This window comes from Luteibacter yeojuensis (genome assembly GCF_000964085.1).
GTDB classification, from domain to species: domain Bacteria; phylum Pseudomonadota; class Gammaproteobacteria; order Xanthomonadales; family Rhodanobacteraceae; genus Luteibacter; species Luteibacter yeojuensis_A.
On sequence record NZ_JZRB01000029.1, the window covers coordinates 59,436 to 84,133 of the forward strand.

Here is a 24,698-nt window from a genome sequence, read left to right on the forward strand (position 1 = left end):
ACGCCCCCATGGCCTCACTGGGCATCGCCATCGTTGGCGCAGGCATGATCGGCGCGGTGCACCGCCGCGCGGCGCTCCTGGCGGGCGCCACCCTGCGTGGCGTCTGCGCATCGACACCGGAGCGCTCGCGCGAGGTGGCCGAGGCCTGGGGCACGCGCCCCTACGCCAGCATCGATGATGTGGTGGCCGATCCCCAGGTACAGGTGGTGCACGTGTGCACGCCCAACGCGCAGCACGCGGCGTATGCCCGCGCCGCGCTGCGTGCCGGCAAGCACGTGGTGTGCGAGAAGCCGCTGGCCACGACGGTCGACGATGCGCTCGCGCTGGCCACCCTGGCGCGCGAATCGGGCCTCGTGGCCACCGTGCCCTTCGTCTACCGCTTCCACCCCGTGGTGCGCGAGGCGCGTGCCCGCATCTCCGCGGGCGAGCTGGGGCCCATGCGGCTCATGCACGGCAGTTACCTGCAGGATTGGCTCATGGATGCGCAGGCCAACAACTGGCGCGTCGATCCGGCCAAGGGCGGCGCCTCGCGTGTCTTCGCCGACATCGGCTCGCACTGGTGCGATCTGGTCGAGTGGGTGAGCGGCGAGCGTTTCGTGGAGGTCAGCGCAAGCTTCTCCACGGTGGTGGCGGAACGCAGCAAGGCCGCGGCGCAAAGCTTCACGGCGGCGCAGGCCGATGCCGGCACCGAAGCCGTCACCAGCGAAGACGTGGCGGCCGCCATGTTCCGCACCAGCCGCGGCATCCTCGCCACCGTCACGGTCAGCCAGGTGTCGCCGGGCCGCAAGAACCGGCTGTGGTTCGAGCTCGATGGCGCCACGGGCAGCGTGGCGTTCGACCAGGAAGACAGCGAAAAGCTGTGGCTCGGTGGCGAGCACGGCAGCCGCGTATTCCTGCGCGACCCGAACGCGGGCAGCGCCGAGCAGCGGCGCCTGGCCACCCTACCCGCCGGGCACGCACAGGGCTACGCGCAGTGCTTCGAGGCCTTCGTGGCCGATACGTACGCCGCCATCGCCGGCGAACGCGTCGATGGCCTGCCGACGTTCGTCGATGGCCTTCGCGCCGCCCGCATTACCGATCGCGTGGTGGCCTCGGCGGCGAGCCGGCAGTGGCTCGCCATCCCGTCGCCGGCGGCTACTTCGCCGGCTTCCTGAAGCGCAGCATGAAGCGGTCGGTCTTGCCCTTCACCGCCGGGTCGAACACTTTCAGCGTGTGATCGTCGGTGGTGCTGGCCAGCAGCTTCGATTCCTCATCGAGCACGAAACCGGCCTTCTCGACCTCAGCCTTCACCGTCGCTTCCTCGATGCGATGCAGGTCCTCGGTGTTTTTCAGGCCCTGCCCCTTCGCCGCGGCATGGTCGACGATGATGTAATAGCCGCCGGGCTTGAGAAGCTTGAAAACCGCCTGGTTGAAGCCGTCGACGCTCGCGCCCTTCATGAAGCTATCGTGCAGGTCGTGGTAGTTCTCGAACGTCCACACCACGTCGAATTTGTTCTGCATGTCCGGCGGTGGCTGCTGGGCCAGCGGGTCGGAAATGGCTTCGATGTTGCCGTAGCCCGGTTCCGCCGCGAAGGCCTTGGCGATGCCCATCGGGTCGCTCTTCATGTCGACGATCTCGGCGGGCACGTAGGCGTAGACCTTGCCTTTGGCGCCGACGACCGGCGAGAACAGCCGGCTCCAGTAACCCTTGCCTGGCCACACGTCGATGACGGTGTCGCCCGCTTTCACCTTCGAGAACGCCACGAGCTCCGCCGGGTGCCTGACGGCATCCTGCTCCTTGTCCTTGTCGGGCCGGTGCGCATCGGCCACGGCCTTTGCGATGGCAGGGTTGGCGGGCGGCGCGGCCATCGCGGCCGGGACGGTGAGCACGGCCGTGGCGATGGCCACGGCAAGAACGGTGGACTTCACGGCTTGCCTTCCCTAGGGCGCGCGGCCCTGCGACATGCGGAAACCCGAGCCTAATCCCCTGCCGGGCCGCGCGCCATAGGCCGTCACCGTGATTGTCTAACACCGCGCACCCTTCCTATCCTTGCCCGATGCCCAACCGCACCGCCACCGTCTTCCAGCGCCTGCGCTCCCTCAAGGGGGCGTGGATCCTGGTGATGTTCGCGGTGCTGATCAAGGTCGCCAGCACCACGGCGTGCACGCTCGACGGGCCCAGTACGGTGGCGATCGCCAGCGTGGCAGTCGCGGCCTCGCATGCCGATGCAGGGCCCGACGAGGGGTGCCTGCTCGGCGAACCCGGTGGCTGCCACTGCGCGTGCGCGCATGCCGTGGCGCTGCCGTCCGCCGCACCGGTCGTCGCGTTGGTCACCCTCCTGCCGTTCATCCAGGCCCATCCGCCGGCTGCGCCTTCCGTGCGCGCGCCCGCATCGCCCCTGCGGCCACCCATCGCCTAAGTGCTCGCCCTGGCGCGCTGCCTGCCTTCGCAGCAGCGCGGAATGCGTGTGCCTTAGGAGAATCCATCCATGTTCATGTTACGTACGGCGCCTGTCGGCGCCCTGTGCGTGCTGCTTGCTGCTGCCCTTTCCTCGCCGTCACGAGCCGCGCAGGCAAGCTCACCAGCAATACCGCCACCTGCGCTGCAGGCGGCCATCCGCGACCTGTGGCGCGGGAACCCACGGGTCGAGGCGGCCGACGCCAACCTTCGCGCGGCGCAAGCCCGCGCGATGGCCGCGGCGCAGCCGGTCTATAACCCTTCCCTGCAACTCGAGGGTGAGAACGCCGATGTGGATCGACGCACGGCCGGCGCGAGCCTGACGCTGGACGTGTCCGGCAAGCGCAAGGCGCGTGTCGTACAGGGCGCCGCCGATGTACGCGTGCAACAAGCGGCCTACGATCTCGAGCGCCGGGACGTCGCGCTGGCCTGGCTGAAGGCCTGGTCGGGCGCAGCGCTAGGCCGGGAACAAACCATGCTGGGACGGCGCCGGCTCGACCTCATGCGGCGGTTCGATGCGCTGGCCGGCCAGCGCCTGGCTGTCGGCGACATCAGCAGCCCGGAGCGCGACCTGGCTGGCCTCGCGCTGGGCGAAGCGCAGATCCAGCAAGCCTCGCTGGATGCCCAGGAAGCGGCTGCGCTCGGCGCACTGGCGGCGCTGGATGGTCATCCCACGCCCACGCTACCTGCCCTGCCGCGCGACCTGCCACCGGTAGCGGATACCGTGGTGGCCGTGGCGCCCGCCGAACGCCCTGAACTCCTGAGGGCGCAGGCCGAGCAGGATCGCGCCGACGCCGCGGTCACCGTCGCGGATCGCGACCGTCGCCCCGACCCCACGGTGAGCGTGACCGGTGGCCGCGTACGCAGTGGCAGCCGCACCGACCAGGTCGTCGGCATCAGCGTGTCCATGCCGTTGCCTGTGCGCAACAGTGGCCGCTACGACGTGGCCAGTGCACGCGCGGAAGCGGACGCCGCCTTCGCATCACGCCGCGCCGCGCAGCTTCGATCCGATGCGTTGCTCAAGCAGGCGCAGGCCACCTACGCCTCGCTGCGCGCCGCCAGCGCCGGCTTCCAGCAGGGCCGCGCCAGTGCGTTCGACGAGCGCGCCGCGTTGCTGGACCGGCTATGGCAGGCCGGCGAAATCAGCACCTCGGACTACCTCGTCCAGTTGAAACAGAGCCTCGACACCGCCCTCTCCGGCCTCGCGCTGGAAAGCCAGGCCTGGCAGGCGTGGTTCGACTACCTCGCCGCTTCCGGCCGCCTGACCGAATGGGTCGACGGCACCACCAGGGATTCCACGCCATGACGCGTCCGTTCAATAGCTGCACCGCCCTTGTGATGGCCCTCGGCCTCGCCCTCGCAACGCCCTCGCAGGCGCTCGCCGCCGAGGGTGGCAACCCGCTGATCCTCGATGCGAAGGAGATCAAAGAAGACGGGATCACGCTAGGCCATGCCGAGGCGCGCACGATCACCGACCAGGTCCGCGCCCCCGGTGAGGTCACGGTGGATGCGTATTCCACCGCGTTGGTATCGCCGCGCGTCGCCTCGCAGGTGGTGGCCCGCAAGGTGAAGCTCGGCGATGTCGTCAAGGCAGGCCAGCCGCTCGTCGTGCTCTCCAGCGTCGACGTCGCTGAAACCCAGGGCCAACTCATCGTCGCGAGCCAGGACTGGGCGCGCGTCGCGTCCCTCGGGCCGCAGGCCGTGTCCGCGCGCCGCTATAACGAAGCACTCGTGCAGCGCGACCAGGCAAGGGCGAAGCTGAAGGTCTATGGCATGTCCGATGGGCAGATCAGTGCACTCGTGAAACGAGGCTCGTCGGCGGCCGATGGCAGCTTCGAACTGCTCGCGCCGCGGGACGGCCGCGTCACGACCGACGATTTCGTGGTGGGCGAACGCATCGAACCCGGCCGCACGTTGTTCACCGTGGTCGCGGAATCCTCCGTGTGGGTGGAGGCACGGCTTGCCCCCGCCATGGCCGAGCAGGCCCGGCCCGACGCCGCGGCCACCATCGTTGCCCACGGCATCGAGCTCAAGGGCACCGTCATCCAGCGCTCGCACCAGACGGACGAGAAGACCCGCACCGTCGCGGTTCGCATCAAGGTCACGAACGACAAGGACCTGTTGCACCCGGGCGAACTGGTCGAAGCCCGCATCGACATCGCCTCGCAGAGCCGGCCATTGGCGGTACCGGCCGAGGCCGTGGTGCTGCTGCAGAACCAGGCCACCGTGTTCGTGAAGGGCAAGGCACCGGGCCAGTTCGAGCCGCTGGCGATCGAGGTGGGCGAAACCCGTGACGGTTGGACGGAAGTAAAGGCGGGCCTTCAGGCCGGCACGCCCTACGTCACCAAGGGAGCGTTCGCGCTCAAGGCACGCATCCTGCGCGCGCAGCTGGGGGACGAGTGATGCTCGAACGCCTCGTTGCCCTCGCCCTTAAGTACAAGGTCCTCGTCGTCATCGCCTTCGTGGTGGTCGCCGCCCTCGGCTACCAGGCGGTGCGGACGCTTCCCATCGACGCCTTCCCGGATGTGACCCCAGTGCAGGTCAACGTCTACACCGAGGCCTCCGGGCTTGCCTCGGAGGACGTGGAACAGCTGCTCACCACGCCGGTCGAATCGGCGCTCGCCGGCCTGCCCAAGGTGCAGGACATACGCTCGGTGAGCCTGTTCGGGCTGTCGTATGTCTCCGTCTATTTCGATGACGACATGGACATCTACTTCGCCCGCCAGCTCGTGAATGAGCGCCTGCAGCAGGTCGGCGAGCGGCTACCGGCCGGCTACGGCAAGCCCGAGATGGGCCCCAACACGTCCGGTCTTGGCCAAGTGTTCTGGTACACGGTCGAACGCGCCGATGAAACGTTGAAGCACCAGCCGTCGGACATGGACCTGCGCACGCTGCAGGACTGGACCGTTCGCCTCATCCTGCGCACCGCGCCGGGCGTCGACGATGTCACCTCGTGGGGCGGCCAGGAAAAGCAGTACCAGGTGCGCATCGACCCGCTGAAGCTCATCGCGCATGGGCTTGGCTTCAAGGACGTGATGCAGGCGCTCGAAGCGAACAATGCCCAGGTCGGCGGCAATGTCATCGATGTTGGCCGCGAGCAATACCTCGTGCGCGGCCTGGGCCTGGTAAAGAACAGCAGAGACATCGGCAACATCGTGCTGACGAGCGACGATGGCACGCCCATCTATGTACGCGACGTCGCTACCGTGACCGAAGCCGGCGCGCCGCGTACCGGCGCCGTCACCCGCGATGGCAAGGAGGTGGTGATGGGCCAGGCGCTCTCCCGCATCGGCGAGAACGCCAAGAGCGTGGTCGATGCCGTGAAGGCCAGGCTCGATACCGTGAAGCAAGCCTTGCCCGAAGGCACCGTGGTGAAGCCGGTCTACGAACGCACCGACCTGGTCAACGCGGCCGTCGGCACGGCGGTACGCGCGCTGGTCGAGGGCTCGGTCCTCGTCGCACTCATCCTGTTCCTGTTCCTGGGCGAACTGCGCAGCGCGCTGATCGTGGTGGTGACGCTGCCGCTGGCGATGCTCATCGCCTTCATCTGCATGGAGAAGGCCGGTCTCTCCGCCAACCTGATGTCGCTGGCAGGCCTGGCCATCGGTATCGGCATGATGGTGGATGGCGCGGTGGTGATGGTGGAGAACGCCTTCCGCATCATGGCCGAGCGGATGGCGCACGGGGAGAAAGTCGACAAGACGGCCGCCGTGCTGCAGGCCGCCCGCGAAGTGGCGGCACCCATCGCCTTCGCCATCCTCATCATCATCGTGGTGTTCCTGCCCCTGTTCAGCCTGCAGGGTCTGGAGGGCAAGATGTTCAAGCCCATGGCCTTCAACATCAGCTTCGCCATGGCCGGCTCGCTGCTCCTGGCCCTGACCCTCATCCCGGTGCTGGCCGCCGTCGTCCTGAAGCCGAAGGCGGAAAAAGACACCCGGCTGGTTACCTACCTGAAGCGGGGCTATGCGAGGGTGCTGGCGTGGTCGCTCGGCCATCGCAAGGCGGTGATCGGCATGGCCGCCGCCGCGCTCGTCGGTGCGCTCGCCCTCTTCCCGTTCCTCGGCAAGGAGTTCATGCCGAACCTGCGGGAAGGCGCGATCATGTGGCGCATCACGTCGATCCCTTCGGCGTCGCTCGAGGAATCGATCGACATCTCCCGGCGCGTGGCCGACCGGATCAAGGCGACGTTCCCTGAAGTGGACACGACACTGGCGATGATCGGCCGCGCCGAAAAAGGCGAGACCGCCGACGTGAATTACATGGAGGTGTACACGCCGCTCAAGCCCAGGGAACAATGGCGTGACGGCGAAACCATCGAGTCGATCCAGCAGGCCATGCAGCGGGAACTGGAGGCGAGCCTGCCGACCGCCGTGGTGAGCTACACCCAGCCGATCCAGATGCGCATCGAGGAGCTGATCTCCGGCGTGCGTGCCACCCTGGCGTTGAAGCTCTATGGGAACGACCTCGGCGAGCTCGACCGCTTGGGCGCGAAAGCGAAGGGCGTGCTCGCCAGCGTGCCCGGCGTCGCGGACCTGGCCCTGGAGGCCAACATTGGCAAGCCACAGGTGCGCATCGAGGTCGACCGCGATGCGCTGGCCCGCTACGGCCTGAATGCCGAAAACATCCTCACGGTGGTGCGCAACGGCATCGGCGGCGAGCCCATCGGCGCGGTGCTCGATGGCGTGAAGCGTTTCGACATGACGGTGCGGCTGGACGACGCCAGCAAGGCATCCGTCCAGGCCATCGAACGCATCCCGTTGCGCACCCCGTCCGGCGCGCTCGTGCAGCTCAGCCAGGTGGCGACGATCAGCACGGCCGAAGGCTACTCATTCATCCGCCGTGAGCAGCTGCAGCGGTACGCGGTGATCCAGATGGACGTGCGCGGCCGCGACATCGATGGCTTCGTGCAGGAAGCCAACGCGGCGCTGGCGAAGGCCGTGCCACTGCCCGCGGGCTACTACACCGCATGGGGCGGCGCCTTCGAAAACCAGCAACGCGCCTTGAAGCGGCTGGCGATCATCGTGCCCGCGACCATCTTCTTCATCTTCATCCTGCTGTACACCGCCTTCAACTCGGTGCGCTACGCCGGCCTCATCCTGGCCAACGTACCGTTCGCTACCATCGGCGGCATCGTCGGCCTGTTCGTGACCGGGCAGTACCTGTCCGTGCCCTCTGCCATCGGCTTCATCGCCGTGTTCGGCGTGGCCATGCTCAATGGCATCGTCCTGGTCAGCTTCCTCAATGAGCAGCAGGCGGCTGGCTTTTCGGTACGGGAGTCGGTGGTCCGCGGCACGGCCCTTCGCTTGCGGCCCGTGCTGATGACCGCCAGCGTCGCGATCCTGGGCCTGGTGCCCATGCTGCTTTCCAGCGGCGTGGGGGCCGAAACACAGCGCCCCCTGGCAACCGTGGTGGTCGGTGGCCTCATCACGTCCACGCTGTTGACGCTGGTGCTGCTGCCCGTGCTGTACGACTGGATGGAAGGCAAGCGCACCGGGCGCCGCGACTAGCGGCGCCCGGGCACCCACCCGTCAGGCCTGGGTGGCCGGCGGGTGGTCGGCGTCCAGCACGCCGGCATCCACCCGCTGGGCCAGCAACGAGCTGGCCAGCTGGATCAGCGAACCCAGCCCCGAACCAGCGGCATCGCCACCGCCCAGCGCGATCTTCGGCACGATGGCGATCTTGCCGTCGCGGATGGCGTCGGCGAACTGGGCACCCAGCGTGTTGATAAGCTGCAGGCGTGCGCCCTCGCCCGTCAACGCCTGCGACTTGGCCTGGATGGCCTCGGCTTCCGCCTTACCCACCGCGGCGATGGCCGACGCACGGCCGTCACCCTCGGCGGACAAGCGGCGGCGCTCGGCGTCGGCATCGATGCCGATGACGTTCGCGCGCTTGGTCGCTTCCACCACGTTGGCCTCGCCGACGTTCTTCTTGATTTCGATGTGGATCATCGAATTGGTGAGCTCGGCCTGGATATCCGTCTTGGCACGCGCCTCGCGCAGCGAGCGCTCCTTGGCCGCCGACTGCTCCTGCAGCTCAAACGTCGCCACCTGCTCGATCGCCACCTGGCGGTCGCGCAGCTGGTTGAGGATCGCGTCGATGCGCGCGCCCGATGCGTTTCCACCGCTGCCGTGCGGCGTACCGATCAGTACTTCCTGCAGTTCCAGGTTGTAGGCCGCGAAGCGGCCCATCATCTCGACGCCCGCCACCTGCTGGATATCGGCACGGTTCTGGATCAGCTCGATAAGCGTCTTGGTCTGGCCGATATTCTTGAAGTAGGCGCTGACCATCGGGTCGAGCGTCTGGTCGACAAGGCGCTTGATGTCGCCGAAGCGTTGCACCACCAGCGGAGCCTTGCGGTAGTCGATATGCACGACGACCGACAGCGGCAGCAACGGCTCGAACGCATCCTTCGTGATCAGGGACACCTCCGACAGGTTCTCGTCGAACTTATGCAGGTTGGTCACCTCCGGCGTCCATTTCAGGATGAAGTTGGTGGTCGGCACGAGCTGGATCTTGCCGGCGTAGGTGTTGAACGCGTACTTGCCCGGCAGCAGCGGCTCCTTCCACACGCCGCGGCACGTGTTGTCGACCAGCTCGCCGTGCGAATAGCCCTCGCCCGAACGGTCGGTGCCGATGGTGCCGATGTACGACACCACCACGCCGACGAAGCCCACGGGCACGACGGTCTTGGCGATGTAGTCCACGGTGGCGAACAGGCGGTTGATGTAATACGTGCCTTCCACCAGCACCTGGTGCTGGCGGCCACGGTTGCCGCCGGCGCGCAGGAACGCGTCGATGTTCTGGAAGTTGTTGTGGAAGGTGGCCTTGTCCGCGGTGTCCTGGCCCACGCGCGGGGCCACGATCTCGTCCGGCGGCAGCACCGGGCCGTCGTGTACCGTGACCACGCCGAGCATGTCGTTGCTGCTGTCGTCGGCTTGCGCGGCGGCGTTCTGGCGGCGGCCGCCGATGATGACCGGCTCGAAGCCGCCGCGCTCGGCCAGCACGCTGCCCATGCGGTCGATGGTGCCGCGCTCTTCTTCGGAGAGCAGCAGGCCATGCACGCGCGACGCCGTGATGATGGCGAACTGCGCTACGTTGATGGCATAGGTACCTTCGCGCAGCACCATGCGCTGCGGGCCCTTCTGGCCACCGTTGCGCAGGAAGGCGTCCACGTCGCCGATGCCGGCAGGCACGGTGCGGCCCAGCGCCTGGCCTTCTTCCAGGTCGAGGCCGTCGCGGGCGAACACGTAGCCGAGCTCACCCTGCGGGATGGTGACGAGGTCCACCTTGTGCACGCGCCACTGGAACGGCACGAAGTAGTGCAGGCCACCGCGCAGCACGGTGGGCTGGTAGCCCACCTCGCCGTTGAGCGCGATCAGGCCCTGCTTGACCGAGGGGGCACCCCACAGGCGTTCGACGACGCCGACGCGGTCGTTGGGGATGTAGACGATGACATTGGAGATAAGAACGAGCGCGATCAGTAAGACGACGGCAACTGCGATTGCAATAAGCCAGGTCATGGCTGCATGTCCTCATGCGGTGGGTGGAAAACAAGGCGCACGAAACCGGCCCGCGCCATGCAAGGCGCGGCGGCGTGCGTGGGAATCAGGGATGGGGCGCTACGCGTTACCCGATGAAGTCGGCGAGCGAAGCCTGCGCGTCGATCACGTTGCGCCCCATCACGTCGAGTTCCTCGACGATATTGGCAAGCGGCGAGCGCGCGGAAAGCTGGCCGAACAGGATGTACTGCGAACCCACCAGGCCGATGTTGGTCAGCGGCATGTCGGGGCCCAGCCTCAGGCAGGCTTCGTTGAAACGCAGCGGATCCGACACCGCGCGCTGCTCGCACAGCGGCGCGGTCATCAGGATTTCGAACTCGGATACCACCAGATGCACGCGCTGGCCGGCATGGCTCGCGAGTGCCAGCTCGATGAAGGCCGGCGTGGCGTGCAGCCACACGCCCGAGAACTGCGGCTGCTTTGCGGCGTGATCCTGGAGCGCCTCGTAGAGACGCTGGGTTGTCCACTTGTGGTTCATGGCCTGCGTATCCATGCCAGCGACCAGACGCTCGGTCTGCTCGTTGCGTTGGTGGCGCAGGAACTCACGAACCAGCCCCTGCTCCCGTTCGGTCATGTAGATCCGGGGGATCGTCATGCCCAGTTGCGCCATCCTGTCGCGGAACGCCTTCTGGCGTTTCGCACCGGTGGTCGCTGGCTTCGTGGGTGGCATGGGGTTAGTGGATCGGCTCGTGGTGGAAGGCGTTACGCCTAACGTGACGCGTAACATACGCCGACCTTGGGTGCTACACAATCACATCCATGACGCCGCGGGCGCCCGGGTGCTAACGTCGCCGCCAACCACCTGCTCAAGGACCGACGATGGGCCTCCTCGACCTGTTCAAGCGCAAGCTGACCCACGACGATTTCGCGGCCATGGTGATCCGGCGCGCCCGTGAAAAGGGCAACCCGAGGAAGGCGGACTACGATGCGCCAGGCTTCTGCATCGCGTTCGAGCTCGCCGATGGCCGGCCCTTCACGATGAACCTGCACAACGCCTACCGCGACACGCTCGCGGTAGCGCCGGGCAAGCGCAACGCTGTGATCGACACCTACCTGGCAAGCCTCCTCGAGGCCCCGCGGGAAGAAAGCCCCGAAGAGACCATCGCGAGCCTCATGCCCACCATCCGCGACACGGCCATGTTCGCGTGGGGCGCGTTGCAGGGCCGGCTGGCTGGCTTCCCGGCGGGCGATAACGACACGTGCCTGCGCGAGTTCGTTGGCGATCTCTCGGTCGCCCTCGTCGTCGATTCCGAACACGCCACGCGCTCGGCCAACCGCGCCACCCTCGAAAAATGTGGCCTGGGCCTCGATGCCGCCTTTGCGCAAGCGCTCGCCAACCTGCGCGAGCGCACCGACGACGCCGGCATGCAACGCCATGGCAACGTGTGGACCTCGTCGTGGCACGACGTCTTCGATGCCTCGCGCCTGCTGCTCACCGACATGATCCACCGCCTGCCCGTGCGTGGCGCGCCGGTCGCCGCTATTCCCACGCGTAACCATCTGTTCGTTACCGGCAGCCTGGATGACGAGGGTATCGCGGCCATGGCCTCGGTCGCGGCGGATGTCCTGGAGAACGACACACGCCCCTTGAGCGAGCAACTTCTCGTGCTCAGGGACGGCACCTGGTACCCCTACGAGGGCGCGCTGCCTTCGGCCACCGCCGCACGCCTCACCATGGCACGCTACAAGCGGCTCGACGGCATCCACGCCGACCAGAAGGCGCTGCTCGAGAAGATCCACGAAAAAGAGGGAGAGGACGTCTTTGTCGCGTCCTTCCGCGCCGTGCAGGACACCACGACGGGGGAAATCTCCAGCTCGGGGCAATGGACGCGGGGCGTGGCGACACTCCTGCCGCACGCGGATTACCTGCGCCTGTGGTGCAAGGAGCGCCACGAAATGATGGATGTGCCCTGGGCTGCCGCGGCGGAGCTGATCCCCGCGCTCACCACGCCGGAGCCGGCGCTTTCGCCGCGCCGCTACAGGGTCAGCGTGTTCCCCGACGACGCCACGTACGCCGCATTGAAAGCCAGGGCCGCGGTGGTCCGGGAAATCCAGCCGGGCTAGGCGCCCGGCTGGATCCCTGCCCGCTTACTCGAGGTCGCCCAGCTTCGCGTTCTTGCCCGGCTCCTTGAGCCATTCGCCGACGTCTTCGCCGATTTCGTTCGTGATGCGCGACAGCACCGCGCAGCTGCCCTTGAAGCCGCCGAACGCGCCGCCCATGGAAATGCGGCGATCCTTGAAGCTACCGACGACCTGGCCGTCGACAACCAGCTTGCCCTTCACGCCCATGGACTTGTGGTGGCCCATGAATGCGTTGCCATCGGCCACGGCCTCGTAGATCTCCAGCTCCATGACACGGCCCTGCGCCGGCGCCGCGTCGGTGGCCGCGTAGGACACCTCGATGCCGTTTTCCTTCGCATGCTTCGCAATGGCCGCGGGCAGCTCGTCGTCGAGCTTGCACTCGTCGAGCACGGACTTGGGGATATCGGCGTCTTCGTTGAAGGTCACCGGCTTCTTGATCGTGACGGCATCGCCTGCGAATGCGGCCGGGGCCACCACCAGCATCGCCATCGCGGCGACGAACTGCTTCCTCATGTACTTCTCCTTGTCTTCGATACACGCCAGCTTGACGTAGCGCCCTCGCCCTATCGGCTGGGGCGCGTTGAACTTTAAAGTTTCTTCGGGCTCTTCGGGCACTGCGGAGAATGCGGGGGGCGTGGGTCGGTTCATTCGCGTTCGCGAATGCATGGCTTTAGCGGCTTGCGCCGCCTCAAGCTGGTGGGTGGCCGCGGGTCGGGGGCGGGCAGGCCCTTGGGGCCGCCAGTCGCGGACCTACGGACCGGGCCGTAGCGACGCTTTGGCGATAACCGTTGCGCATGGCGGCCCTCCGCTCATGTCGGCCCCAAGGGCCTGCCCGCCCCCGAGTCGGTACGCCGCGTTTCGTGTGGCACAAGCCGGTGCTGCGTAGTGCCTGGCAGTTTAGCCACGGCGCGTCTTAGCGAGCGTCGTCGCATACGTGCGTGACGAGACCGGCGCGCGCGGCGTGGACCACGACGTATCGTGCGGCGGTCCCGACACCGCATCGCAAAACTCACCCGTGTGTCTGCGCTGTTCCCGGCGTTCGATGGCGCTGTTGGCACAGGGGCCCCAAGAGAATTTCGCGCCATCGAGCATGGCCATCGTCGCCTCCCGCCGCAATCACGATGTCGCCCGACTTGGGAGATACGCTCCGAGACACATGCTTGTGCCCCACGAAACCGGGCGCGTGGACTCGGTGGCGGGTGGGTTCCTGGGGCCGACATGAGCGGAGGGCCGCGCAACGTCGCGTCATGGCGATAGCGCCGCTACCGCCCGGTCCGAAGGTCCGCGACTGGCGGACCCAGGGGCCCACCCGCCGCCGACTCGCGACACGCCACCAGCCTTAGGCGGCGCAAGCCGCTCAACGCACGCATTCGCTTCAGCGAATGAACCGGTAAAGAAGCATCGCCAGCAAGCTGGCTCCTACAGGTGAGGCGGTGCGCGAATGCACGGCGGACTGCGTTAGAGCCTCGTGGTGCCGCGTGGAACCAGGCGGCATGGCACCGTGATGCGCGGGTTGGCGGGTTCGTCCACGAGCAGCTCCACGCTACCCCGCGCCAGTGCCTCCATGTCCTGGTGGAACGTGGTGAGCTCGTACGCGCGCCACCCGGCCATCGGGATATCGTCGAAGCCCACCACCTGGATATCGCCGGGCACGCTGAGTCCGAACGCCTGGCGGATGGCATCCATGGCGCCCAGCGCGACAAGGTCGTTGACGCAGAACATGCCGTCCGGGCGGCTGCCGGCCGACAGCAGCTCGACGGCCGCGGCATGGCCTTCCTCGTAGCTGAAGCCGGCGAGCACGCGCTCGGGTTTCCGCCGGCCCCGCTCCTCGAGGCGCTTGAGGAAGCCGCGCTCACGCTCGCTCTGCGCCTGGCTGTCGCGTCCCGCGAGGTAGGCGATGCGCTTGCAACCACCGTCGACCAGCACGTCGGCCGCGACGCCGCCGGCGGCGCGGTTGTCGGTGGAAACCGTGCGCATGTTGCCCACCCGCTTGGAATTCACCGCGACGATGGGAATGCCGGCGCTTTCCAGCTTCCGCGCGACCTTTGCCGAATGGATCGCCATGGCGCTGATCACGCCATCGATGCGGTAGCGGGAGAGCTCGCCCACGATGTCGTTGAGGTTGTCGTCGCTGGCCGTGTCTACCAGCATGATCTCCAGCCGGCGCTCGCGCAGCAGCCCGGTAACGCAGCGCAGGAACTCGGTGAAGAACGGGTTGTAGAAGCCACCCACCACCACCGCGATGATGCCGGAACGCCCCGTCTGCAGGATGCCCGGCAGCGCGTTGGGGCGGTAGTTGAGCTCGGCGGCGGCTTTCATGACGCGCTCACGCACCGGGGCGGAAACTGCGGCCGCGCCCGCACTGAAGACGCGCGACACCGTGGACTGCGAGACCCCGGCAAGGCGCGCGACGGCGGTGGACGAAGCCTGGGGGCGCGTGGCGCCAGGCGGGTTCGGCGGGGTGCGTGACATGTGACGAGGTTAGCATTTCCTTGCCTACGAACCTTCTCAGGCGTATCGTTGAATAGCTATGCAGGGGCGTAACGCCTCCCCTCTATCCACTCCTCAACGAGGAACGACATGAACACATACGAAGGTGCCCTCGCACGCTGGGGCAGGCGTTTGCTTGCGCTCGTGCTGGGCGTATTTGGCCTCTTCATGGTCATCGGCGGCGTCCAGCTGATCACCCTTGCCGGCAACTGGTACTACGCCATCGCCGGCCTGCTCAGCCTGGCCAGCGCCATTGCCCTGGGCCGTCGCCGCACCAGCGCCACGCTCTGGTTCGGCATCCTTTTCGTCCTTACGCTCGTCTGGACGATCTGGGAAGCGGGCACGGACTACTGGGGCTGGGTGCCGCGTTTCGCGCTCATGCTCATCTTCGCCATCTGGTTCTCGCTGCTGCTGACGAACCTTCACCACGGCCTGTCGCGCGCCACCGCCCGCGCAGCCACCACCGTGCTCGTGCTCGCCTTCCTCGTGGCCGGTGGCCTGGCGTTCGTGCCGCACCATGTCACGCCGGCGAGCAACATGCCGGCCGCGGGCGCCGACCCGTTCGTGGCCGACACCGGCCCGAGCACCGAGAGTGGCATCCCCTCCACCGACTGGCCCGCCTACGGTGGCAACCAGGCGGCGCAGCGCTACACCTCGGCCACGCAGATCACCCCGGCCAACGTGAAAGACCTGAAGGTGGCGTGGACCGCCCAGGTGGGCGACGTGCCGACCGATACGCGCTGGGGCGTGCAGAACACCCCGCTGAAGATCGGCAACATGCTGTATGTGTGCGGCTACCTCAACAAGGTGGAAGCGCTGGACGCCGCCACGGGCGAAAAGAAGTGGGAATTCGACCCGGGCATCACGCCCAAGTCGGTGCCCTACACCCCGTCGTGCCGCTCGATGAGCTTCTGGCAGGACCCGGCCAGCACCACGGCTGCGGCCACCACCGGCACGCCCGATGCCGCCGCGCCCGCCACCGCGGCCGGCGCCATGTGTGGCCGCCGCATCATCGTCGGCACGCTCGACGCCCGCGTCATCGAACTCGATGCGCAGACCGGCAAGCGCTGCACCGACTTCGGCACCAACGGCGAAGTGAGCCTCACCGTCGACATGGGCAAGGTCTACCACGGCTACGTGGCCATCACCTCGCCGCCTGTCGTCATCCGCGACACCATTGTCGTGGGCCACACCACGGTCGACGGCCAGCGCGCGTTCGGCCCCGCCGGCGTCACCAAGGCGTACAACGTCAAGACGGGTGAGCTGAAGTGGGCATGGGATGCGGCCGACCCGATGAACCCGGCCCCGCGCCAGGGCGACGACCTGTACAAGCGCGGTTCGCCCGATGTGTGGACCTCGTTCACCGGTGACAACAAGCTGGGCCTCGTCTTCCTGCCGGTGGCCAACGCCTCGGGCGATTACTACTCCAGCAGCCGCACGCCGGACGAGCTGAAGTACTCACCGTCGCTGACCGCGCTGGATGTCGAAACCGGCATGCCGCGCTGGACGTTCCAGAACACGCACCACGACGTGTGGGACTACGACCCGGGCTCGCCGCCCACTCTGCTCGACTACCCGCAGGCCGATGGCACCAAGGTGCCGGCGATCATCTTCCCGACGAAGAACGGCGAGTTCTACGTGCTCAACCGCGAGACCGGCAAATCGCTGTTCGGTGTCGAAGAGCGCCCGGTGCCGCAGGGCGGCCTGGAGCCGGCCGCGCGCAGCGCCACGCAACCGTTCTCGAAGTTCAACTCGGTGGCCCAACCGGACCTGAAGCCCGAGAACATGTGGGGCATCACGCCGCTCGACCAGTTGGTGTGCCGCATCCAGTTCGCGCAGGCCGACTACCGCGGCAAGTTCACGCCGCCGGATACCAAGCACCCGATCATCGACTACCCGGGCTACAACGGTGGCGTCGACTGGGGTGGCGTGTCGTTCGACCCGGCTCGCGGCGTCATCATCGCGAACTACAACGACATGCCTAACTACGTGAAGCTCGTGACCCGCGCCGAAGCCGACAAGCGCGGCTGGAAGGCCCGTGACATCCTCAACGACCCGGTGCAGGAAGCGCGTGCCGAAGGCGCGGGCGATCCGCAGGAAGGCATCCCTGTAGCGGTGGACGTCAACGCCGGCTGGCAGCTACCCGCCACGGGCATGCTCTGCAAGGAGCCGCCGTACGGTGGCATCCGCGCCATCGATATCCGCGACGGCCGCACCGTATGGGACCGCCCGTTCGGCACCGCGCGTGAGAACGGCCCGTTCGGCCTGCCCACCGGCCTGCCGATCCAGATCGGTACGCCGAACAACGGCGGCTCGGTCATCACGAAGTCGGGCCTGGTGTTCATCGCCGCGGCTACCGACAACCTGATCCGCGCCATCGACATCACGACGGGCGAGACGATCTGGTCGGCGCCGCTGCCGGCGGGTGCCCAGGCGATGCCGATGGTGTACGAGCAGGATGGCCGTGAGTTCGTGGTCATCACGGCCACGGGCCACCACTTCATGCATACCCCGAAGGGCAACTTCGTCGTCGCGTACGCGCTGCCGAAGCACTAAGCACAAGGCTTGGGAAGAACGCCCCGGCGGCCAGGCACATGCCTGGTCGCCGGAGCGTTTTTTTATGCGTTCGCGCACCGCCCTAACTGTGGGAGCCAGCTTGCTGGCGATGCTTCTTTACCGGTTCATTCGCGAACGCGAATGAACCGATGCCACGCACGCGGCTAACCCGATGGTTCGCGTAGACCCTTACTTCGCTAACGCTTCGCCACGTACCCCTTACGCGCCATCGTTGCCTCAACCGCGGCCTCGACATCCGCGATGACCTTCGCCAGCGGCTGGTCCGCATCGATGTCGACGACATGCGCGCCGCTGTACTTCAGCAGTGGTGTCACTTCGATCTTGCGCCGCAGGGCGTCGCGGCGATGGTCGGGCTTGCGCTGGCACGCGACATCGAGGCTGACGTTGAGGCGAAGCACCAGGTCGGGCCTGTAGCCCGCCATCCAGTCGAACACCTTGCGCTCATGGCGTGCCATGCGCACGACGGCCCACGAGCCTTGCGTGGTGTCGGGGAAGCCGGGGCCGTCGTAGGCACCGGGGATCTCCACCTGCGGGAAGCGATCGGTGACGACGATGAGGCCGCGTTTGCGCATGGCCAGCATGCGCTTGAAGCGGCGCTGGCGGCGCAGGGTGAACGCACTGATGACCAGCGAGGGCAGGAATTCCGGCTGCTTGCCGTCCTTGATGCGATCGTTGACGCCATCGGATTTGCGGCGGATGAGGCGATCGATGGCAGGCCCGATGAGCGGCCACCTTGCCATCGCCCGGCCGATGTTGCCTGACTGCTTGCCGAGATGCGCCTGCCCGGCGGGGCCATAGCGGGTGATCCACTGGGCGACGTGTTCGGACACGGTCGATTTGCCCGAGCCATCGGTACCGATGATGGCGATGAGGGGCGCGAGGGTGTCAGCGTTCGCCGGCATGCATGTTCCACGTTCAAGAGGGAGTCAAAACGCCTCGCTGCGTGGACGAACCCGCCAGCCGGGGCATAACATAACTGTCATCTTAAGCAATCAAGCCACGGTAGGCCTAGCGTGTCGCAACGCCCCCCACCCTCTTCCCGCCTGCCCATCATCGCCCTAACCGGTTGCGATGGCTCGGGAAAATCCACGCTGGCGGCCGGCCTTGTCGACCACCTCGGCCGCTCCGTGCGCGTCGAGCAGGTGTACCTGGGCCAGGCCTCGGGGCGCATCGGCGAGTGGGTTCGCGGGTTGCCGCTCATCGGTGGGCCCGTGGGCCGTTACCTTGTCGGCAAGTCCGACAAGGTGCATGACAAGCCGAAGCTCGCGCCGGGCGCCGTCACCGCGCTGGCCATCTACCTGCTATCGCGCGGGCGTGCCCGCCATCTCCGCCGCGCGCTTGCGCTTTGCGAAGCCGGCACCGTGGTGGTCACCGACCGCTACCCGCAGGATGAAGTGCCTGGCTTCCTGTTCGACGGCCCGGAGCTTGCGAAGACCACCGGCGGCAGCTGGTGGGTGCGTTGGCTGCGCGAGCGCGAGCGCCGCCTTTACGCATGGATGGTGGGCTACGTGCCCGCGCTTGTCATCCGCCTCAACGTGGATGAGGCCACCGCGCACGCGCGCAAGCCCGACCACAAGCTCTCGTCGCTGCGGGCCAAGATCGCCACCCTACCCGGCCTCACGTTCAACGGCGCAAGCATCCTCGACCTTGATGGGCGCGATAGCGCACCCCATGTGCTGGATGCCGCATTGCGCGCCGCGCACGCGGCACTCGCCCCAGCGCCGCACTGAACGCCCCATGGACATGCCTAGCCAAGACGCCCCGTTCCCGCCTGTCGCCGGCCTCATCGCCGTCGTCGGTTGCGATGGCACGGGCAAATCGACCATCACGCACGAACTCGTGGCGCGCCTCGCGCCGCGCACGCGCGTGGTGCGCCGTTACCTGGGGCTTATTTCCGGCGAGAGCGGCGCGAAGATCAAGGAGCTGCCGCTCATCGGCCCGCGCCTTGAAAAGCGCCTGGCCGCCAAGGCCGCGCACGCACAGGACATGAAGAACGCCGCGCCCGGGTTCTGGGGCGCGCTCATCATGGTGGGCCTCTCCTACTGGCGCGCCGCGCACCTGCGCCGCGTCTGCCGCCTGGCCGAATCGGGCACGCTCGTCATCACCGATCGCTACCCGCAAGCCGAGGCCAGCGGTTTCCGCTACGACGGCCCCGGCCTGGGCGTGGCGCGCAGCAACTCGTGGCTGGTGCGCAAGCTGGCCGAACGCGAGGTGCGCCTGTACCAGCGCATGGCGCGCTACCGCCCCAGCCTCGTCATCAAGCTCAACATCGACGTGGCCACGGCGTATGCGCGCAAGCCCGACCACAGCCGCTCGGAACTCGCCGACAAGATCGCCGTGATGGCGCGCCTGCGTTACAACGGCGCGCCGCTGGTCGAGATCGATACGCGCGCGCCGCTCGCCGACGTGCTGCACCACGCGCTGGATGCCGTCACGCGTGCCACCCCTGCCCTCGAGACGCCATGAACACCACACCGATGGAAACCCCGCAGGCGCCGCTGTGGCGCCGGTTGCTGATCCGCGGCGGCAAGCGTTTCCTGCGCTGGAGCGGCGATTTCGAGGCGAAGCATTCGCTGGTGGCCACCACGCCCGTGCTCGACAACGGCACGTTCGACTGGGTGCCCCGCCTGGAAGCCGCATGGCCCGAGATCCGCGCCGAACTCGACCATATCCTCGAGCACCCCGAGGACATCCCGGCTTTCCATCAGATATCCCCCGACCAGAAGCGCATCTCCAAGGGCGATAACTGGAAAACCTTTGGTTTCTACGTCTACGGCAAGCGCGTGGACGAGAACTGCGCCGTGTGCCCCAGGACGGCCGCCGTACTCGATACGCTGCCCGGCATGCGCAGCGCGATGTTCTCGATCCTGAAGCCCGGGTACCACATCGCCCCCCACAAGGGGCCCACCCGGGCGGTCATCCGGGCCCACCTCGGCGTCATGGTGCCGAAAGACTGGCGTAACGTTTGGATCAGGGTCCACGACCAGTTCCTGCACTGGCACGAGGGCAAGGTCGTGCTATTCGACGACAGTTATGAGCACGAGGTTAAGAACGACACGGACGAGCTCCGGGCCGTGCTTTTCATCGATATCGACCGCCCCATGGACAAGCTCGGAACCGCCTTTAACCGATTGATTTTCTGGCTTATCCAGGCATCGCCGTATGTGCGCCAGCCGCTGAAGAACATCCAGGCCTGGGGCCGTGCCAGGGGCCGGTGATTCGGCTTCCCCTAGGCAGCGGTTCACAAAAAAAATACAATTTTTGCCCTGAAAGACTTGCGAAACTCTGAGTAAATTCTTAGCATACGTCTAATTAGAGGACCGCTGGGTTTAGTAATGCCCACGTAACACCTCGGTCTTTTTCCGGATCACCGGCGAGACGTTCGCAGAGAAGCAAGCGAAAAGCCCATGAGTGCAGACGGTTCCATCCCGAATCGTGGCGTCAGCGCCACGCCCACGCACAACACGGTGCCCCTGCGCCGTGCTGACTTCGCGACGCTCGCCGACGCGCTCGATTACGCGGCGAAGGGTGTCACGGGTGCGAATTTCCATGCCGGCGGCAAGCTGGTCACAGCCATGCCCTATCGCGCCCTGCGCGTGCAGGCCATGGACCTGGCCCGCCGCCTCGCATCGCTGGCCTTGCCGCGCGGTTCGCGCGTCGCCATCGTCGCGGAAACCTCGCCCGAATTCGTCAGGTTCTTCTTCGCCTGCCAGTACATCGGCCTCGTGCCGGTGGCGCTGCCGTCGACGATCAACCTGGGCGGCCACGATGCCTTCGTGCACAAGATGCGCGGCATGCTCGAAGCGTGCGGCGCCGCCGTGGCCGTGGCGTCGGAGTCGTTCCAGCGTTTCCTCGAGGAAGCCGTGCGCGGCCTCGACATCGTGATGTGGGGCGAGCCGTCGGCCTTCGATAGCCTGCCGCTCGACAGCGCGCCGCTGCAGCCCACCGGCGAAGACGAAGTGGCCTACCTGCAGTTCACCTCGGGCAGCACCGGCACGCCCAAGGCGGCGGTGATCACCGAGCGCGCGCTGATGGCCAACCTGCGTGGCTCCAGCGACGATGGCCTGGCGTTGCGCGACGACGATCGCTTCGTGTCGTGGCTGCCGTTCTACCATGACATGGGCCTGGTCGGCTGCCTGCTCACCGTGATGGCCGCGCAGCGCTCCATCGACTACCTCGATACGCGCGAATTCGCGATGCGCCCGCGCCGCTGGCTCGAACTCATGAGCCAGTCGAAGGCCACCATCGCCTACAGCCCGCCGTTCGGCTACGACATGTGCGCGCGCCGCGTGCGCCCGGGCGACATCGCCTCGTACGATCTCTCGCACTGGCGTGCCGCCGGCATCGGTGCCGAGCCGATCATGCCGAACGTGCCCGCGCGTTTCGCCGAGCTGCTCGCGCCTGCCGGCTTCGACGCGAAGGCGTTCGTGCCGTCCTATGGCATGGCCGAAGCGTCGCTGGCCGTCAGCTTCGCACCGGTGGGCCGTGGCGTCGTCGTCGACTGGCTCGACCCCGTCGAGCTATCTGAAAACCTGCGCGCCCGGCCGATGCCGGAGGGCCGCGGCACGCCGTTCGTGCGCTGCGGCGCCGCCATCGCGGGCCACGCCATGGAGATTCGCGACGACGCGGGCAACGTGCTTGCCGAGCGCCGCGTGGGCCGCATCATGGTGCGTGGCCCCAGCCTCATGTCGGGCTATTTCCTGCAGCCGGCCAAGTCGGCGCAGGTGCTGTCGGCCGATGGCTGGCTCGATACCGGCGATGTCGGCTACATGGTCGACGGCGAAGTGGCGATCACGGGCCGGCACAAGGACATGATCATCATCAACGGCCGCAACATCTGGCCGCAGGATATCGAGCACATCGTGGAACGCCAGCCCGAGCTGCGTTCGCAGGATGCCTCGGCGTTCGGCGTGCCCGGCGCGAATGGCACCGAGACCGCCGTGGTGGTCGTCCAGTGCAACACCGACGATGTGGCCGTCCGCACCGCCCTCGTGCAGCGCGTGCGCCGCGAGATCTTCGAGGCCCTGGCCATCGACTGCATCATCGAGCTGGTGCCGCGCCACACGCTGCCACGCACCTCGTCGGGCAAGCTCTCGCGCTCGGCCACGCGTAGCGGTTACCTCGAGCGCCAGGCACTCATGCAGGTACCGTTGGCCTCTGGGGCGTGACAACGGTCGCGCTCACGGGCGCCACCGGGTTCATCGGCGCGGCCCTTTGCGATGCCCTGGTGCAGGCGGGTTACCACGTCCGCGCGTTGTACCGTCCGCGCAATGGCCGGGTGATGCACAGCACGCCCGGCGTGAAATGGGTCGCGGGTGACCTCGGGGACGATGACGCGCTGGCCGCCCTCGTGCAGGATGCCGAGGTGGTGGTCCATTGCGCGGGCAGTGTCCGCGGGGCCACCCGGGACGCGTTCGACCGAGTGAACGAACAGGGCACGCTGCGCGTGGCGCAGGCCGCCGTGCGCGGTGGCGCGGCCCGGCGTTTCCTGCTCATCTCGTCGCTGGCCGCGCGCGAGCCGCAGTTGTCGGATTACTCGCGCAGCAAGCACCTCGGCGAACAGGCGCTGGCCGCGAACGCGGGCGCGATGCAGTGGGCGGCGATCCGCCCGCCTGCCGTCTACGGCCCCGGCGACAAGGAGATGCTGCCGCTGTTCGAGGGCATGGCCAAGGGCCTGGCGCCGATCCCCGGCGACGGCAAGGGCCGCTTCTCGATGATCCACGTGGCGGACCTGGCCTCGGCGGTCTGCGCGTGGGTCGGCCAGCCCGGGGCAAGCGGCGCGATCTACGAGATCGACGACGGCCACCCGCGCGGGTACGACTGGGACACGGTGCTCGCCACCGCGTCGGCCGTGTTGCGCGGCGGCGCGCCCATCCGCCGGCTCACCATCCCGGTGCCCGTGCTGCGCACCATCGCGGCGGTGAACCGCACCGCGGCCCGCGTGTTCGGCTACGCGCCCATGCTGACGCCGGGGAAGGTGCGCGAGGTGACCCACGCCGATTGGGTGGGCCACGACAACAACATATTCATGCAAGCGACGGGGTGGCACCCCGTCGTCTCATTCGAACAAGGTCTAGCGGCATTGAGTGGAGTATCCCGGTGAACCATCAGGACGTCGTGGCACAGCTCGTCGACATCGTCACCCCCATGGCCGAAGGGCGCGTGGCCAACATCACCGCGGACACCGGGCTCACCGGTGAGCTCGCGTTCGATTCGCTGAAGGTCATGGACCTGATGCTGGCGGTGGAAGACCATTTCGATATTTCCGTGCCGGTGAACGCGCTGGCCGATATCCGCACCGTGGGTGAGCTGGCCACGCTTATCGAAACCGTGGCGGGCAAGCACGCATGAGGGAGAACCCGCGGCTGCAGGCGGTGCGTGCCGTGCGCCAGGAACTGGCCACGCTGGGCATCGACCCGTTCGGCACCCAGATCGACGAGATCATCACCCCAACCGAAGGGCTGATCCACGGGCGCCGCACCATCCTCGCCGGCACCAACAACTACCTCGGGCTCACGTTCGACGCCGATACCATCGGCGCGGCGCGCGAGGCGCTGGACCACGCGGGCACGGGCACCACGGGCTCGCGCATGGCCAACGGCAGCTACGCCGGCCACCGTGCGCTCGAGACCGAGCTGGCCGAGTACTACGGCAAGCGCGACGGCATCGTGTTCTCCACGGGCTACCAGGCCAACCTGGGCATGATCTCGGCGCTGGCCGGCCCGGGCGATACGGTGATGATCGACGCCGACAGCCACGCCAGCATCTACGATGGCTGCAAGCTGAGCGGCGCCGACACCATCCGCTTCCGCCACAACGACGCCGCCGACCTGGGCAAGCGCCTGCGCCGCCTTGGCGACAAGGCCGCCGGCACGCTGGTGGTGGTCGAGGGCGTGTACAGCATGCTCGGCGATCGCGCGCCGCTGCGCGAATTCGTCGACGTGGCGAAGCAGTACGGTGCCGTGCTGATGGTCGACGAGGCCCACTCGCTGGGCGTGCTCGGCGCGAAGGGCCGCGGCGTGGCCGAAGAAGCCGGCGTGCTCGACGAGGTGGATTACATCGTCGGCACCTTCAGCAAGAGCCTCGGCAACACCGGCGGCTTCTGCGTGGGCGATTCGGCCGACATGGACGTGCTGCGCTACGCCAGCCGCCCCTACGTGTTCACCGCCTCGCTGCCGCCGGCGACCATCGCCGCGACGCGCCAGGCGCTGCGCAAGCTGGCCGCGGCGGACGACCTCCGCCAGCGCCTGCGCGAGAACGCCGAACGCCTGCATGCCGGCCTGGCGAAGCTGGGCTTCCGCCTCGGCGCGGCCCCCAATGCCGTCGTCGCCGTGCTGGCGGGCGAGAAGCTCGAGGCCCTGCGCTTCTGGGACCACCTGCTGAAGCAGGGCGTGTACGTGAACGTGATGGTGCCGCCGGCCACGCCCAGCGACGAATCCCTGCTCCGCTGCAGCGTCAGCGCCGCCCACACCCCGGCGCAGATCGACGCCATTTGCGCCGCGTTTGCCAGCTGGCCGGGCGCGAGAGTGTAATAACCATGGTCCACGCCGCGA

20 protein-coding genes are annotated in these 24,698 nt (G+C 67.5%); 14 read left to right on the forward strand and 6 right to left on the reverse strand.

From position 1 onward, the window contains the following. Positions 1 to 8: 8 nt before the first annotated feature. On the forward strand, positions 9 to 1,154 hold the full coding sequence (locus tag VI08_RS13790; RefSeq protein WP_045830174.1) for a Gfo/Idh/MocA family protein: 1,146 nt from the start codon (positions 9 to 11) through the stop codon (positions 1,152 to 1,154). On the opposite strand, the gene VI08_RS13795 is transcribed toward VI08_RS13790, so the two are convergent. Continuing rightward, the gene (locus VI08_RS13795) at positions 1,135 to 1,908 is read right to left on the reverse strand and encodes a class I SAM-dependent methyltransferase (protein ID WP_232309553.1); all 774 of its coding nucleotides are present in this window, start codon (positions 1,906 to 1,908) and stop codon (positions 1,135 to 1,137) included. The genes VI08_RS13790 and VI08_RS13795 overlap by 20 nt on opposite strands. Positions 1,909 to 2,036: 128 nt before the next feature. Here VI08_RS13795 and VI08_RS13800 point away from each other — a divergent pair, with 128 nt between their 5' ends. The 4 genes from VI08_RS13800 (at position 2,037) to VI08_RS13815 (ending at position 7,944) form a co-directional block, all read left to right on the forward strand. After that, a complete protein-coding gene (locus VI08_RS13800) occupies positions 2,037 to 2,399 on the forward strand; it encodes a hypothetical protein (protein ID WP_052697947.1) in 363 nt (120 codons plus the stop codon). A 69-nt stretch (positions 2,400 to 2,468) separates the two neighbouring features. Next, positions 2,469 to 3,743, forward strand: a complete 1,275-nt coding sequence (locus VI08_RS13805) for a TolC family protein (RefSeq protein WP_084621514.1) — start codon at positions 2,469 to 2,471, stop codon at positions 3,741 to 3,743. Then, positions 3,740 to 4,840 (forward strand): efflux RND transporter periplasmic adaptor subunit, encoded by a 1,101-nt coding sequence (locus tag VI08_RS13810; protein ID WP_052697950.1) that lies wholly within the window; start codon positions 3,740 to 3,742, stop codon positions 4,838 to 4,840. Before VI08_RS13805 ends, VI08_RS13810 begins: the two co-directional genes overlap by 4 nt. Beyond that, positions 4,840 to 7,944 carry an efflux RND transporter permease subunit gene (locus tag VI08_RS13815; protein WP_045830175.1) on the forward strand — a complete coding sequence of 1,035 codons (3,105 nt, stop codon included), beginning with the start codon at positions 4,840 to 4,842 and terminating at the stop codon, positions 7,942 to 7,944. Before VI08_RS13810 ends, VI08_RS13815 begins: the two co-directional genes overlap by 1 nt. 21 nt (positions 7,945 to 7,965) lie before the next feature. Here VI08_RS13815 and VI08_RS13820 read toward each other — a convergent pair whose 3' ends face one another. Both VI08_RS13820 and VI08_RS20975 read right to left on the reverse strand, forming a co-directional pair. Then, on the reverse strand, positions 7,966 to 9,957 hold the full coding sequence (locus VI08_RS13820) for an SPFH domain-containing protein (protein ID WP_045830176.1): 1,992 nt from the start codon (positions 9,955 to 9,957) through the stop codon (positions 7,966 to 7,968). Positions 9,958 to 10,063: 106 nt separating this feature from the next. Next, positions 10,064 to 10,666 carry a DUF2170 family protein gene (locus VI08_RS20975; protein ID WP_052697952.1) on the reverse strand — a complete coding sequence of 201 codons (603 nt, stop codon included), beginning with the start codon at positions 10,664 to 10,666 and terminating at the stop codon, positions 10,064 to 10,066. A gap of 149 nt (positions 10,667 to 10,815) precedes the next feature. Here VI08_RS20975 and VI08_RS13830 point away from each other — a divergent pair, with 149 nt between their 5' ends. Next, positions 10,816 to 12,060, forward strand: coding sequence for a hypothetical protein (locus tag VI08_RS13830; RefSeq protein ID WP_045830177.1), 1,245 nt, complete (start codon positions 10,816 to 10,818; stop codon positions 12,058 to 12,060). A 24-nt stretch (positions 12,061 to 12,084) separates the two neighbouring features. Here VI08_RS13830 and VI08_RS13835 read toward each other — a convergent pair whose 3' ends face one another. Both VI08_RS13835 and VI08_RS13840 read right to left on the reverse strand, forming a co-directional pair. Continuing rightward, the gene (locus VI08_RS13835) at positions 12,085 to 12,591 is read right to left on the reverse strand and encodes a hypothetical protein (RefSeq protein WP_045830178.1); all 507 of its coding nucleotides are present in this window, start codon (positions 12,589 to 12,591) and stop codon (positions 12,085 to 12,087) included. A 945-nt stretch (positions 12,592 to 13,536) separates the two neighbouring features. After that, a complete protein-coding gene (locus VI08_RS13840; RefSeq protein ID WP_045830179.1) occupies positions 13,537 to 14,550 on the reverse strand; it encodes a LacI family DNA-binding transcriptional regulator in 1,014 nt (337 codons plus the stop codon). A 108-nt stretch (positions 14,551 to 14,658) separates the two neighbouring features. Here VI08_RS13840 and VI08_RS13845 point away from each other — a divergent pair, with 108 nt between their 5' ends. Next, positions 14,659 to 17,124: a membrane-bound PQQ-dependent dehydrogenase, glucose/quinate/shikimate family gene (locus VI08_RS13845; RefSeq protein WP_045830180.1), complete on the forward strand. Its 2,466-nt coding sequence runs from the start codon at positions 14,659 to 14,661 to the stop codon at positions 17,122 to 17,124. Positions 17,125 to 17,321: 197 nt separating this feature from the next. Here VI08_RS13845 and VI08_RS13850 read toward each other — a convergent pair whose 3' ends face one another. Beyond that, positions 17,322 to 18,047: an ATP-binding protein gene (locus tag VI08_RS13850; RefSeq protein ID WP_045830181.1), complete on the reverse strand. Its 726-nt coding sequence runs from the start codon at positions 18,045 to 18,047 to the stop codon at positions 17,322 to 17,324. Positions 18,048 to 18,158: 111 nt separating this feature from the next. Between VI08_RS13850 and VI08_RS13855 the strand changes: the two genes are divergently transcribed. The 7 genes from VI08_RS13855 (at position 18,159) to spt (ending at position 24,677) form a co-directional block, all read left to right on the forward strand. Beyond that, the gene (locus VI08_RS13855) at positions 18,159 to 18,875 is read left to right on the forward strand and encodes a hypothetical protein (protein WP_045830182.1); all 717 of its coding nucleotides are present in this window, start codon (positions 18,159 to 18,161) and stop codon (positions 18,873 to 18,875) included. Between the two features lie 13 nt (positions 18,876 to 18,888). Further along, positions 18,889 to 19,611: a hypothetical protein gene (locus VI08_RS13860; protein ID WP_232309554.1), complete on the forward strand. Its 723-nt coding sequence runs from the start codon at positions 18,889 to 18,891 to the stop codon at positions 19,609 to 19,611. Continuing rightward, on the forward strand, positions 19,608 to 20,363 hold the full coding sequence (locus tag VI08_RS13865) for an aspartyl/asparaginyl beta-hydroxylase domain-containing protein (RefSeq protein ID WP_045830184.1): 756 nt from the start codon (positions 19,608 to 19,610) through the stop codon (positions 20,361 to 20,363). The genes VI08_RS13860 and VI08_RS13865 overlap by 4 nt, the downstream gene beginning before the upstream one ends. Before the next feature lie 189 nt (positions 20,364 to 20,552). Continuing rightward, positions 20,553 to 22,313, forward strand: a complete 1,761-nt coding sequence (locus VI08_RS13870; protein ID WP_045830185.1) for a fatty acyl-AMP ligase — start codon at positions 20,553 to 20,555, stop codon at positions 22,311 to 22,313. Next, complete coding sequence (locus tag VI08_RS13875; RefSeq protein ID WP_045830186.1) at positions 22,310 to 23,248, forward strand: NAD-dependent epimerase/dehydratase family protein; 939 nt, start codon at positions 22,310 to 22,312, stop codon at positions 23,246 to 23,248. The genes VI08_RS13870 and VI08_RS13875 overlap by 4 nt, the downstream gene beginning before the upstream one ends. Further along, positions 23,245 to 23,496, forward strand: a complete 252-nt coding sequence (locus tag VI08_RS13880) for an acyl carrier protein (protein WP_052697954.1) — start codon at positions 23,245 to 23,247, stop codon at positions 23,494 to 23,496. Before VI08_RS13875 ends, VI08_RS13880 begins: the two co-directional genes overlap by 4 nt. Further along, entirely contained in the window at positions 23,493 to 24,677 is a 1,185-nt protein-coding gene (spt, locus tag VI08_RS13885; RefSeq protein ID WP_084621515.1) for a serine palmitoyltransferase, read from the forward strand. Before VI08_RS13880 ends, spt begins: the two co-directional genes overlap by 4 nt. Positions 24,678 to 24,698: the final 21 nt, after the last annotated feature.

Excerpts from the sequence above, each read along its gene's own strand:
- VI08_RS13790 (WP_045830174.1), top strand. The coding sequence starts at position 9 with ATGGCCTCACTGGGCATCGCCATCGTTGGCGCAGGCATGATCGGCGCG.
- VI08_RS13800 (WP_052697947.1), top strand. The coding sequence starts at position 2,037 with ATGCCCAACCGCACCGCCACCGTCTTCCAGCGCCTGCGCTCCCTCAAG.
- VI08_RS13805 (WP_084621514.1), top strand. The coding sequence starts at position 2,469 with ATGTTCATGTTACGTACGGCGCCTGTCGGCGCCCTGTGCGTGCTGCTT.
- VI08_RS13810 (WP_052697950.1), top strand. The coding sequence starts at position 3,740 with ATGACGCGTCCGTTCAATAGCTGCACCGCCCTTGTGATGGCCCTCGGC.
- VI08_RS13815 (WP_045830175.1), top strand. The coding sequence starts at position 4,840 with ATGCTCGAACGCCTCGTTGCCCTCGCCCTTAAGTACAAGGTCCTCGTC.
- VI08_RS13820 (WP_045830176.1), bottom strand. The coding sequence starts at position 9,957 with ATGACCTGGCTTATTGCAATCGCAGTTGCCGTCGTCTTACTGATCGCG.
- VI08_RS20975 (WP_052697952.1), bottom strand. The coding sequence starts at position 10,666 with ATGCCACCCACGAAGCCAGCGACCACCGGTGCGAAACGCCAGAAGGCG.
- VI08_RS13830 (WP_045830177.1), top strand. The coding sequence starts at position 10,816 with ATGGGCCTCCTCGACCTGTTCAAGCGCAAGCTGACCCACGACGATTTC.
- VI08_RS13835 (WP_045830178.1), bottom strand. The coding sequence starts at position 12,591 with ATGAGGAAGCAGTTCGTCGCCGCGATGGCGATGCTGGTGGTGGCCCCG.
- VI08_RS13840 (WP_045830179.1), bottom strand. The coding sequence starts at position 14,550 with ATGTCACGCACCCCGCCGAACCCGCCTGGCGCCACGCGCCCCCAGGCT.
- VI08_RS13845 (WP_045830180.1), top strand. The coding sequence starts at position 14,659 with ATGAACACATACGAAGGTGCCCTCGCACGCTGGGGCAGGCGTTTGCTT.
- VI08_RS13850 (WP_045830181.1), bottom strand. The coding sequence starts at position 18,047 with ATGCCGGCGAACGCTGACACCCTCGCGCCCCTCATCGCCATCATCGGT.
- VI08_RS13860 (WP_232309554.1), top strand. The coding sequence starts at position 18,889 with ATGCCTAGCCAAGACGCCCCGTTCCCGCCTGTCGCCGGCCTCATCGCC.
- VI08_RS13865 (WP_045830184.1), top strand. The coding sequence starts at position 19,608 with ATGAACACCACACCGATGGAAACCCCGCAGGCGCCGCTGTGGCGCCGG.
- VI08_RS13870 (WP_045830185.1), top strand. The coding sequence starts at position 20,553 with ATGAGTGCAGACGGTTCCATCCCGAATCGTGGCGTCAGCGCCACGCCC.
- spt (WP_084621515.1), top strand. The coding sequence starts at position 23,493 with ATGAGGGAGAACCCGCGGCTGCAGGCGGTGCGTGCCGTGCGCCAGGAA.